Origin of the sequence: Acinetobacter sp. TG2027 (assembly GCF_000302435.1) — a bacterium.
Lineage (GTDB): Bacteria > Pseudomonadota > Gammaproteobacteria > Pseudomonadales > Moraxellaceae > Acinetobacter > Acinetobacter pittii.
In genome coordinates this window covers 268591-281082 of the sequence record NZ_AMJN01000040.1, presented here as the reverse complement: position 1 = coordinate 281082, position 12492 = coordinate 268591, and the positions used below count along the sequence as shown (strand labels likewise).

Below are 12492 nucleotides of genomic sequence, written 5' to 3'. Positions count from 1 at the left end.
TGAATATATAATCATTCCCTCAATATTTTAGTTTTTTATTATTCTGTTCTCTTTTCCCTTATACTTCTCTTTTTTGTGTCTTCCCTTAACTTATTATGGCGTCCCCGCAACCTCCTCTTTCCACACCTCAACATTACTCTCTCTTTTTAGCAATTTTCTCACTCGCTGTAGGCGGTTTTTGTATTGGAACCACTGAATTCGTCGCAATGGGACTGATTCAGGAAATTGCAAATAATTTAAATATTACAGTACCTGAAGCTGGTCACTTTATTAGTGCCTATGCATTGGGTGTAGTTATTGGTGCTCCTATCATCGCAATTCTTGGAGCTAAAGTACCTAGGAAAACTTTATTGCTCGGCTTAATGCTTTTTTATGGTGTTGCGAATGCCTGTACTGCTTTAGCTCATACACCTGAAACTGTTTTAGTCTCACGTTTCATTGCAGGTTTACCACACGGAGCATATTTTGGAGTCGGTGCGTTAGTTGCAGCTGAACTAGCGGGTCCGTCAAGAAGAGCTTCTGCAGTCGCCCAAATGATGATGGGGCTTACAGTCGCAACTGTCATTGGAGTTCCTTTAGCAACTTGGTTAGGTCAAAACTTTGGCTGGAGAGCAGGTTTTGAGTTTTCAGCAACTATTGCTTTCGTCACTTTAATTGCTGTTGGCTTCTTTGTACCCAATATCCCAGTTCAAGCTACTGCCAGTATAAAAACTGAATTAGCTGGCCTTAAAAATATCAATATGTGGTTAACACTAGCAGTGGGTGCAATCGGTTTTGGAGGCATGTTTTCAGTTTATAGCTATGTCTCACCAATTTTGACTGAATACACAGAAGTTAATATCCAAATCGTTCCTATTGCTTTAGCTATCTGGGGTATAGGTATGGTTATTGGTGGTTTAGCGGCAGGATGGCTTGCAGATAAGAACCTCAACAAAACTATAGTAGGTGTGTTAATTAGCTCAGCTATCGCTTTTGTTGTTGCCAGTTTCTTAATGAGTAATATCTATACTGCCATCGCATCTTTATTTTTAATTGGTCTCACGGTAATGGGGTTAGGCGGAGCATTACAAACTCGTCTAATGGATGTTGCAGGTGATGCCCAAACTTTAGCTGCCTCACTCAACCACTCTGCATTTAATATGGCCAATGCATTAGGTGCATTTTTAGGGGGCTGGGTACTCAGTCACCAAATGGGTTGGACCGCTCCAATCTGGGTAGGTTTTGTTTTAAGCCTTGGCGGTCTAATCATTTTACTTATCGCATTTGCAGTAGAAAAAGCCAGCAAAAAAGCTTAATGAAAGAAAAGGCTAACTTATTACTTCTAATCAGTTAGCTTTCCACCACAGTGTGGGCAATAACATTTTTTCTCTCGAACCGACTCTTCTTCTTCTAATACTTTTTCACGCATAATTTGAATAATCAGGTTATGCGCTTGCTCTTTTGGCAATCCTACTTTTTGACGGACCCGCTCTATTTCAATTTCATCATGTAAAATATCAATACCTCGTGCTTGAAGTAACTCACGAAACTCTTGCTCTAGTCTCTGATTCCGTTGATTAAGCTCATTTGCAAGTCCAGACGCCAAAATACCAGCTGGTAATGCTGCAATACCTACACCCAAAATAGTAATAAGCGCCCCTAATAACTTCCCTAGGCTAGTTACAGGAGTGACATCGCCATACCCCACTGTAGTTAAGGTAACCACTGCCCACCACATAGATTTAGGTATTGAACTAAAAGCTTCTGGCTGAGCTTTGTTTTCAACCACATAAATTCCAGAAGCAGTCATAATAATCATGATAATTAAAATAAAGATAACTGCTTGAAAAGATCCCTTCTCGCGTTTAATCACACATAACAATATCTGTAGTGAGATGAAATAGCGTGTTAATTTTAATAAACGAAGTAAACGTAAAATCCGAAGCATACGAAGATCGATTCGTACAAAGAAATTCAGGTAAGCTGGCAAAATTGCCATCAAATCAATAATTGCTTCCCCACTTTTCATCCAATTCAAGCGGGTTTTCCATGCGGATTGTGTCGTATCTCGATCTGCAACACTCCACAACCTTAATAAATACTCAATACTAAAAATTGCGATTGAAACATTCTCAAAGTAGTCAAACCAAATACGATAATTTGAGTACAAATCATTTACTGTTTCTAATAAAACAGCAGCAACGTTACCAATAATTAAAATAACTAAAAAATAGTTAATGCATTTACTTACCGTCGTTTCATAGTCATGGTTGTGAAGATTATTATAAAAAAACTTACGTAATCCCTTCCAAGCTGAATTATGCATATTGATCTGACCACTTAATATTGTAGATATAGTAAGCTCATCGCCTCTATTCACCAATATCGTCTCTAACAATTTTTGTTTTACTTACCCCAAGATTTAAGCCTTAATTTTTTCATCAATTCGTGGCTACACATCGAAATTCATTCTCTTCCCACCACATCACATCGTAGATGCCTGGATGTGATTTTAAAATAATATTTATATAATTTTGCAACACCATAATATGATGAGTAATATCAATTTTTCTAAATAGGAATTTTCTTAAAATCGGAGTATTTGGAGAAATAAAAATTGCGAATCCATTACTATATTCTTCATAAACACTAATTCCGAGATACATTGTTATTTCAGCTAAGGGAATCTCAATTTCCCACCCCCAGCTTTCACTATATAACTCTACATTTAAATGATATCTATTCTTTAATATACTAAAAATATATTGTGCAATATCTTCAGTTTTTTGAACTAAAATACTACCTTCATCAGCATAAGTTTTTTGGTCATATAATTGATAATCATCAAATTTAAATTCAACAATTGTCTTTAGCATTCTTAAGTTCCCTATATAAAATACTCATATTTTTTTTAATTATTTTCAAGTTCGTTCAAATATTTTAAAACAAAAATCAATTTAATATCTAGAGTAATATTTATTTTTACATTTTCATTAAATAAAATTTGATCTATTTATTATTTTCTAAGTCTAATAATGTACAAAGTCTCATTTAAAATAAAAAGGAGCTGAATAATCAGCTCCTTTTTTGTACTAAATCGACGTATTAAGTCAATTGAGCAGCTTGGATTTTCTTAGTATCAACTTGATCAGCTTCTTTAGTATATTCGCTCATCTTGTCGAAGTTTAAGTATTTGTAGATGTCAGCAGAAGCGCTGTCGATTTGCGACGCGTACTGTTGATATTCTTCTGGGCTTGGTAATTTACCAAGAACCGCAGCTACAGATGCAAGCTCAGCAGACGCTAAGTAAACGTTTGCGCCTTGACCTAAACGGTTCGGGAAGTTACGAGTAGAAGTCGATACACAAGTTGTGTTCGGCGCTACACGTGCTTGGTTACCCATACATAATGAACAGCCCGGCATCTCTGTACGTGCACCAGCACGGCCATAAATGTTATACAAGCCTTCTTCCATTAATTGGTGCTCGTCCATACGAGTTGGTGGAGCCAACCATAAACGAGTAGACAATGAACCACCAGGTACTTTGTCAAGTAACTGACCAGCTGCACGGAAGTGACCGATGTTAGTCATACAAGAACCGATGAATACTTCATCAATCTTGTCGCCTTGAACGTCAGAAAGAAGTTTCGCGTCATCTGGATCATTCGGGCAGCAAAGAATTGGTTCTTTGATGTCAGCTAGATCGATTTCGTAAACTTTTAAGTATTCAGCATCAGCATCAGCTTTTAACAAGCTTGGGTTATCTAACCACTTCTGCATGTTTTCAGCACGACGAGCAAGTGTACGTGCATCGCCATAACCTTCTGCGATCATCCACTTCAACATCGTGATGTTAGAACGTAGGTATTCAGCAACTTTCTCTTCAGAAAGTGTGATTGAACAGCCAGCAGCAGAACGTTCAGCTGACGCATCAGAAAGTTCAAATGCTTGCTCAACAGTCAAGTCATTTTCCATTTCTGATAAATCGATCTCAAGGATACGACCAGAGAAGATATTTTTCTTACCTTTCTTCTCTACAGTTAAATCACCCGCTTGAATTGCGTAGTAAGGAATTGCATGTACAAGGTCACGTAAAGTGATACCAGGTTGCATTTTACCTTTAAACTTAACAAGTACAGATTCAGGCATATCAAGTGGCATAACACCAGTTGCTGCTGCAAACGCAACAAGACCAGAACCCGCTGGGAATGAAATACCGATTGGGAAACGAGTATGTGAGTCACCACCAGTACCTACTGTATCTGGAAGTAACATACGGTTTAACCAAGAGTGGATAATACCGTCACCTGGACGTAAAGATACACCACCACGGTTCATGATGAAGTCAGGTAATGTATGGTGAGTTGTTACGTCAACTGGTTTTGGATACGCAGCAGTGTGACAGAAAGACTGCATCACTAAGTCAGATGAGAAGCCCAAGCATGCTAAGTCTTTTAACTCGTCACGAGTCATTGGACCTGTCGTATCTTGAGAACCAACTGTAGTCATTTTAGGTTCACAGTAAGTTCCTGGACGGATACCTTGACCTTCTGGTAAACCACATGCGCGGCCAACCATTTTTTGAGCTTGTGTGAAGCCTTTGCCAGTGTCAGCAGGTTGTACTGGAGTACGGAACAATGTAGAAGGTGCAAGACCTAGTTCTTCACGTGCTTTAGCAGTTAAACCACGACCAATGATCAAGTTAATACGACCGCCCGCACGTACTTCGTCTAAAAGTACTGGAGTTTTAAGATCTGCTTCAGAGATTTGTACGCCATCTTTAAAAGCAGTTACTTTTGCAGCAGCATGGTCAATTTTCAATACTACTTCGTCGCCCATGTTCATGTTAGCAACGTCGATTTCTACAGGTAATGCACCTGCATCTTCCATAGTATTGAAGAAAATTGGAGCGATCTTAGAACCTAAGCACACACCACCGTCTTTTTTGTTTGGAATGTGTGGAAGTTCATCACCAAAGAACCAAAGAACAGAGTTAGTTGCAGACTTACGGCTTGAACCTGTACCAACAACGTCACCAACGTAAGCAACTTGATTGCCTTTCGCGATAAGTTCTTTAATTTGGCTTAATGGACCAACTTCACCTGGTTTTTCAGGGTTGATACCATCACGCTCGTTTTTCAACATTGCATTTGCGTGTAATGGAATGTCTGGACGGCTCCAAGCATCTTGAGCTGGAGACAAGTCATCAGTGTTTGTTTCACCAGTTACTTTGAACACAGTGATTTTGATTTCTTCCGGAACGTCAGGACGGCTAGTGAACCATTCTGCTTCAGCCCAAGATTGTAAAACAGCTTTAGCAGCTTCATTACCAGCTTTTGCTTTATCTGCTACATCATGGAATGCATCAAATACAAGAAGAGTTTTCTTTAATGCTTCAGCAGCTAAGCCTGCAAGTTCAGCATTGTCAAGAAGTTCAACAAGTGGTGCTACGTTATAACCACCTAGCATAGTGCCAAGTAAGTAAACTGCACGTTCTTTAGAAACGAGTGGTGAAGTTGCTTCGCCTTTTGCAATCGCTGCCAAGAATGCTGCCTTTACGTAAGCTGCTTGGTCAACACCTGCAGGAACACGGTTTTCAAGCAAATCTACCAAGAACGCTTCTTCGCCTGCTGGTGGATTTTTTAATAGTTCAACAAGCTGAGCTGTTTGAGCGTCATCAAGTGGCTTCGGTGGGACTCCGAGTGCGGCACGTTCTTCAACGTGTTGGCGGTAAGCTTCTAGCACGGTGTTCATTCCTCTTTTTTTGAAAAATTACTTGCAAATTCCAGCTTTCTTAAAAGCTTCACAAGTAATATGGACTACAAAAGTTTACTAGAGTTCAAGGTAAAAGTTAATGAGCGGGGGGTGTTTCTCCGTGATGCCCATTATTTTGTATCTAAATACCTGTGTTTAAATAATGAGCATATTGGGCAAAATTGAGCTATTTTTAAGCAAAAAGAGCTTCAGCCAGATGAAAATTCAATAACCTCATCCACAATTAGAATGATTTATATTTTGGCATTTTGTCATGAGGGGTTGCCAAACATTCATCCATCATTTGCTTTCTAACTTTTTCTTGGATTGCTTGAGGATCTTTTGTCAGTTCTTCTTTTGGAATTGCATAAACTTTTTCAATAACATTAAGAATGAATTTTTTAGTTATCTCATCTTCAATCTTATTTGCATGCTCAACTGCCTGAGTTTTTCCAATTGCTTGCTGACGATCAAAAACAATACTTCTTGCAGCATTTCCTACGCTAGTACAAAAGCCATGCCACTGCTCTTCTGGTGTTAATGGTTTCTTTTCCGAACAACCAACAAAGAGCAAACTCATTGCAACCAATAAAATCTTTTTCATCATTTCACTACACTAATTATTGCTGTCCATATCATACGGAAAATCATCGTTTTTGCCAAAACTGCTATAAAAAACCGAGATAACAAAATCTCGGTTTTTTGTATTAAGCGCTAGAAAGGTCAGTTTCATGTTTTGGATTAATTAAAGAATTTAATATCCGTAGGTGTTGATATTTTTGCTGCATCACCAGCTGGTTTTAAGGTGCCATTTTTTGCATCAAAACGGAATAAACTAATATTATTAGTATAAACATTGGTTACATATAGGTATTTACCAGTTGCATCGAATGAGAAAGCACGTGGTTCAATACCATTCGCTTTATAAACAACTGGCTTAGCTAGCAATCCATTCTGTTGGATTTTAAATACTAAAAGTTTGTTGTCTGCACCTCGATTGGCAGCAATCACATATTTACCATTTGGGCTAAGGATAATTCCACTCGCACTCTTAAATTCAGGTGTTTTATCCTCGTGGATTAGTTTTAGCTCAGCCACTTTTTTCAAATGACCATCTTGCACATTAAATGTCACAATTTCACTTCGCATTTCTGCGGTAACATACGCATGTTTACCATTTGGTGAAAAGACCATATGACGCGGGCCAGAACCATGTGTAAAAGTTACATCGCGGTTGGTATCCGCTTCAAGTGGCTGAGCCTTGTTCGGGTTATAACGAAATGCATAGACTTTGTCATTTCCAAGATCGCTAGCATATAAATACTTGCCATCCGGACTAAAAGTTGTGGAATGAGCATGTCCACTTTCTTGGCGACCTTTAACGTGGCCAGAACCTTCCTCAAAAATAATATTTTGTACTTTTTCACCCAAATGGCCATTTGGTAAAATTGGCAAAACAGCCACACCACCACGGCCTTTATCGAACGCTGAATAGTTCGACACAAACAGGAACTTACCATCTAAACTGATTGTTGCATGTGTTGGATGTCCACCATGACTATCCACTGTGTTCAACACTTCCACCTTTCCGTTTTGAATAGATAATGCGGTCACCGCACCTTCGTTTTCTTCATTAGTGGTATATGCAAAACGGCCATCTTTCGATTTCACAATCCAAGAAGGACTTTTCATTTTCAACACTTTAACAGGAGTTAAAGTTCCATCGCTATTCACTTGAAGCTGGTACAAACCTTCACTGGCTTGTTTTGGTTTTTGCGCAAGCGGTGCATTAGGAATTGATGTCCATGTTCCTACTAAAGCAATTTGTTGTTGTGCAGCATTTACGGTGGAGCACCATCCAAATGACAAGAGCGTCAATGACAATGTTGCTGTTAATTTTTGAATTAGGCCACGATATTTAACGTTGATATCGTTTTCCTTGCCATTTTTAATTTCAACATAAGTATCTATATTCACTACTATATCCTTGAAAAAACCCACCTTATTTGCATTTATCAACAAGGTATATCAATCTAATTTCATTTAATGTTTCTGAAAACTAATTTATAAAACAGCAATTTTCAAGTGAATTTTCTTTAATCAATACCTATCCAAGGCTTCCTTACTCTTAAGAGAAGCGATACTTTAGATGATAAATACTCAACTTTTTTAAATGTTATGAAGGTGTTATTAAATTAAAAGCCCACAATAGTGAGCTCTTAATTCATTCATTATTGGTTTCAACTAACTAAAAGCGCCAGTTGTAGAAAAGATCGATTGCTCTTTCTAGAGATTGACTTGCTTCTAAATATAAACGTCGATTCATTTGATAACGTAAAGTGAGTTTGTTTACAGGAGTAAACACCCCAACACCATAGCGAATAAACAGATCTGGTGTGATATAACCCGTTAAACTCACTTGCGTATCATCACCTGTACCTTGTGCATCTAAAGCTAGGCCGCTCAAACCAAACGTACGTCCAATCTGGTTAGTTAAAGCACGTGTACCACCCAAGCCCATACTAATACCTGCAGCTGCAATGGTGTTGTTTACATCAGATTTAAAACCTTCTGCATTACTCAAGCCACTCGAACCTTCATTAATACGACCAGTCACAAGCGCATTCAATGCTTCTTGCTCAGATAAGCCTGCATCGTTATAGACCTGAATGTTTGGTGATGTCGCAGTACCTGTAACACGTACGCCAACCATACTTCCCTGAACATTTTTATTCGCATCGATATCTAAAGTCGGGTTAGCCAATGGTCCATTAAAACGGGCAATTGCTCGGTTCAAGTCTAGACTTTGTCCATAGGCTTCGATTTTCACTTTTTGGCTGACACCAATCGCCCCGTTAGCTCTCATTGCAGTTTCATAACCACGTTGGCTTAAGTTGAGACGACCAACTAACGGGATATTACTGTTAAAGCCTTGGAAGATAACTTGTTTTCCAATATTAACAGAAATGTCAGCTCGAATATCCCAAGGTTTAGCGGCCCGTAAAATTGCAAGTGGATCTTGACCTTGACGCACGATGCGAACATCTGATGACGTATTAATGATTGGAGCAGTTGTTTCTGGCATTGAAATACGTGCACGAGGAACATCTACAGATCCTTTTAAGCTTAACCGCTTATCGAAAGGATACATATCAAGTGTCAGATTGGGATTGGCAATTGCGGTAATTAATGGTGCTTGACGTACCAGTAAATTATCACCTTTAAGATTTAATTGAAGGCGTGGCGCATCTTTCCACTCAAAACTACCTTTAAGCAAGCCTACACCTTGCCCACTATTAAATGCTCCATCAATTGTTGCCATATCCTGACGAATTGATGAATACACCTGCACATTAGTTAGATTTACTGGCAAAGAAATCATACTGATCGCACCATTTTTCAGACGCATTTCACCAGTAAACTGAGGTTGAGTTAATGTACCGTTGACTTTACCAGCCAAGGCTAGCGTCCCACTCATTGAGCGAACATCTTGGATAAATGGTTTCAAGACTTTTAATTGAACATCATTAAAGGCCACTTCACCATGCATTGGCATTGACGACTGGAATGGGTTGATAATAACGTTCGCATAACCCGTACCAATATCAGGTGTTTTAACATCAACACGGAATAACAGCCCCTCTGATACACTTTTTGCAATCACCCCTAACTCATCATAAGCCAGAGTAGTTGCGGGGTCTTGTGGATCTTCAGCAGCTAAACCGATTTCACCTTTACGCGTAATTAAACGTGCATCAAGTTTTGGATTACCACCATTTACCCACGATGCCTTAGCGTAACCATTTAATTGTCCGGTCATCGCTAAGCCTTCTGGCATAAATGCCGCGAAATCACTTAAGTCCATGTTCTGAGTTACAAAGGAAATATTCCCTCGTGCTTTACTCACTCGGACAGGCTGATCAAAACAGAGCTGACTATTGGTACTTTGCCAGCAATGTTGGCCCACATATAGCTCAGATTTCGCAGAAGAAAAAATTACTGGAGCATTTTGATTTTGTGCCAGACGAATTCGTCGTGAATCAAAACTTCCTTTTTGGATTTGACCTAACCAATCATTCTTTTGATTAAATCCACCTGCCAACTGAACATAGAACTTGGAAACACTATTATTGCCAAGCACTTTCAATAAATGTGCTTTTCTTGTTCCTGTCAAATTCACTTCAGCAGACTGGATTTCTCTATTTCCGCTACGCAGATTATTTAATTTTGCGGTTAATTGAGTCGGTGTTGTTTCCGATGTTGGAAGCTCACCCTGAATACTCAATCTCTTCACACTTACGAGTGTATTAAAAGCAAAATTATCTACGGCAATATTGGCTGTTGCTTTTAAACGTGGTTGTGATTGAACATTCAAATCACCATAAGCTCGTCCGCGCAGTCCTGGATATAACTCGTAGAGTGCTGGCGCATTCAGCTTAATTTTTAGATTTTGTGCATTGCCAGTAGCTTGTAACTGGTTCTGTCCATACACTAAAAATAAGTTATTCGCTTCAAATTGCTGAGGTAAAAAGCCATTTTGATTAGAATCCATCAATAGAGATAGATTACCCTTACCCCGAACAGGTTTATTATTTAAAAAGCCTGCAAGATTCAATTGTTGAATATTAATTCGCTTCAAGTGATCAGACCAAACCCCTTGAGTTTTCAGATTTCCTGAAATTTCACCTTTAACAGTTGAGGCAAAATATTGAGGCTTAAAGCGTACTAATGAACTATTAATATCCCATGCAATGCGGTCTTTTAAATTTACAGAACCAGTAGCATAGATTTTTCCAGCCACACCATCGTGTTGTAATTGGCTAATTCGAATAAAATCTGGCGTACCCGCTATAGAAAACTTCAACAAACCATTTGCCTGTTTTAAGGCTTTTAAAGACCCGTCATAATTAACCGCAAAGCCTTTAAAGCCGCCACCAGCTTTAACATCATGAAATAATAATGCTGCTGTACTTTTTCCACCTAAACTTACAGTTTCTTGACCTGCTTGAGCCAATCGACCAGTTAAATCAATTTTCTCAAACTGAATAATTTGCTGGTTTGGTTTAGCGAAACCATTTGCCTTAATCGAACCGTTTAATAGATTGACCGGCGCTGCTGCATGAATACTTTGCGGATTAAAATCTTTTGCATTTAATAAAGCATTCCAAGCCAGCTGACGTTTTTCAGTAGGTAATAGAACTTTAGCCTGACCTGTTAAGCTACCTTCTTCAGCAGCAAAACTAAAAGTAGGAACATTTAAGATATTATCTTTAACATTCAGGTTGGCTAGATATTGTCCTGCTGGCAATAAAGTTTTTTCATGCTGATATACTTTTGTAGCAACCTTAATATCTTGTTGACCGTCACGTAATGTTAAATCGACTTGACCATTATCACTACTTAACCATCCAATATAAGGCATTGCACGGTCTATATTCGCCCACGCCACATTCATGAGCATTGGTTGAGGTTTATTATTTTTTTCAGGCGCCTGATTAAGCTTGAGTTTCCAAGACTCATAACGGTCAAAATCAACGTTAGCAAATACTTCTGTGCCTTTTTCCAAAGAACCAGTTGAAGCAATAGCAGCATCTAAACTTGGCGGTAAGAAGTCTTGAACCACCTGAGGAATCGCTTTGTCTTTAGGATTAATGCGATCTAAACGACCTTTGATGTCCCAAGTCACATGATCTTTCCAATTCACCAGACCTTTAAGATTAACGGCACCTTTCATAACTTGGCCATTGAAATCGGTAATATTAAGCTGATGAACTAAATCAGTATTCATTAAAGCGTTATACTGACCTTCAGGTAAATTCTCACCCTTTAAATCTGTATCAAGTGCCAAATTAAGCTGTTTAATATCACCTTGAAACTTGATCACACCATTTTTTGCAAATAGTTTTTGTTCTTGTAGCAAAGGTAAATGATAGTTTTTTAATAATAGTTCACCTTGCATTGGAACTTCATCGCGAACAGGATGCAATATTACCCAACCTGTTAATAGATCAGGAGTGGTTGTTGCAACCCCAGCTTTTATAGTATCTAAACTTCCCCGAGCAGCCACTTTAATATTTTGAATATTTAGACTTTTTAAAGATGGGATTCTTAAATCTGCTGTGGCATCTAATGGATATTTACCACTGAAATCCATTTTACCTGTTGCGTTATGGACTGAAAGATAGCCCATATCCATACTAGATTTTTCAAATTCCAGTTTGGTCTCTGACCAAAGTGCATCCTGCAAATGAACGTCATGAAAACTTACATCTGAGGTTGCCAACTTAATTTCTAAATGATCAACATCACCTTCATCTATACGTAAAACAAATGGCAATTTGATTGGTTTAAATTCAAACGGTTTACCAGAGGGCGGAGTTTTATTAATAATACGTAAGTTGCGTACATCTGCATGGCTTAAATGCACTTCTTTTTCTAATAATAAAGAACGCCATCCTAAGCCTACATCAGCTCGATCTAATGAAACATCGACATCTTTTAATTGCACCAACACATTTTTGAGAATAATGCCTCGCAATAAGTTGCCGCCTTCGTATTCATATTTAATTATTTTCTGAGCTTCTAAAACCCGATCTAATAAAAAACGGCTTCCGCGGTCCGTTGACATCATGATGACTAACGAAGAAGCCAATAATAACAATATGATCAATATCGTCAGCAAGAAGCTACGCAAAATGCGACGCTTCTTCTTAGGAGAGCTTGGTGCCGAAGTGGGCTGCTGTTCTACTTCCGCCATAA

7 protein-coding genes are annotated in these 12492 nt (G+C 38.6%); 1 reads left to right on the top strand and 6 read right to left on the bottom strand.

The genetic code is table 11. The annotated features are described in order from the left end of the window. Positions 1 to 95: 95 nt before the first annotated feature. A complete protein-coding gene (locus B806_RS0110960) occupies positions 96 to 1295 on the top strand; it encodes an MFS transporter (protein ID WP_017385422.1) in 1200 nt (399 codons plus the stop codon). A gap of 26 nt (positions 1296 to 1321) precedes the next feature. On the opposite strand, the gene B806_RS0110955 is transcribed toward B806_RS0110960, so the two are convergent. The 6 genes from B806_RS0110955 to B806_RS0110930 form a co-directional block, all read right to left on the bottom strand. Beyond that, positions 1322 to 2305: an ion transporter gene (locus tag B806_RS0110955; protein ID WP_017385423.1), complete on the bottom strand. Its 984-nt coding sequence runs from the start codon at positions 2303 to 2305 to the stop codon at positions 1322 to 1324. Positions 2306 to 2420: 115 nt separating this feature from the next. Further along, positions 2421 to 2855 (bottom strand): hypothetical protein, encoded by a 435-nt coding sequence (locus tag B806_RS0110950; RefSeq protein WP_017385424.1) that lies wholly within the window; start codon positions 2853 to 2855, stop codon positions 2421 to 2423. Between the two features lie 229 nt (positions 2856 to 3084). After that, positions 3085 to 5724, bottom strand: a complete 2640-nt coding sequence (locus B806_RS0110945; protein WP_005068571.1) for a bifunctional aconitate hydratase 2/2-methylisocitrate dehydratase — start codon at positions 5722 to 5724, stop codon at positions 3085 to 3087. Positions 5725 to 5977: 253 nt separating this feature from the next. After that, positions 5978 to 6340 carry a hypothetical protein gene (locus B806_RS0110940; protein WP_017385426.1) on the bottom strand — a complete coding sequence of 121 codons (363 nt, stop codon included), beginning with the start codon at positions 6338 to 6340 and terminating at the stop codon, positions 5978 to 5980. Positions 6341 to 6474: 134 nt separating this feature from the next. Further along, a complete protein-coding gene (locus tag B806_RS0110935; RefSeq protein ID WP_017385427.1) occupies positions 6475 to 7710 on the bottom strand; it encodes a lactonase family protein in 1236 nt (411 codons plus the stop codon). Between the two features lie 271 nt (positions 7711 to 7981). After that, on the bottom strand, positions 7982 to 12490 hold the full coding sequence (locus B806_RS0110930; RefSeq protein WP_017403019.1) for a translocation/assembly module TamB domain-containing protein: 4509 nt from the start codon (positions 12488 to 12490) through the stop codon (positions 7982 to 7984). Between the last annotated feature and the right edge of the window lie 2 nt (positions 12491 to 12492).

Excerpts from the sequence above, each read along its gene's own strand:
- B806_RS0110930 (WP_017403019.1), bottom strand. The coding sequence starts at position 12,490 with ATGGCGGAAGTAGAACAGCAGCCCACTTCGGCACCAAGCTCTCCTAAG.
- B806_RS0110960 (WP_017385422.1), top strand. The coding sequence starts at position 96 with ATGGCGTCCCCGCAACCTCCTCTTTCCACACCTCAACATTACTCTCTC.
- B806_RS0110950 (WP_017385424.1), bottom strand. The coding sequence starts at position 2,855 with ATGCTAAAGACAATTGTTGAATTTAAATTTGATGATTATCAATTATAT.
- B806_RS0110955 (WP_017385423.1), bottom strand. The coding sequence starts at position 2,305 with ATGCATAATTCAGCTTGGAAGGGATTACGTAAGTTTTTTTATAATAAT.
- B806_RS0110940 (WP_017385426.1), bottom strand. The coding sequence starts at position 6,340 with ATGATGAAAAAGATTTTATTGGTTGCAATGAGTTTGCTCTTTGTTGGT.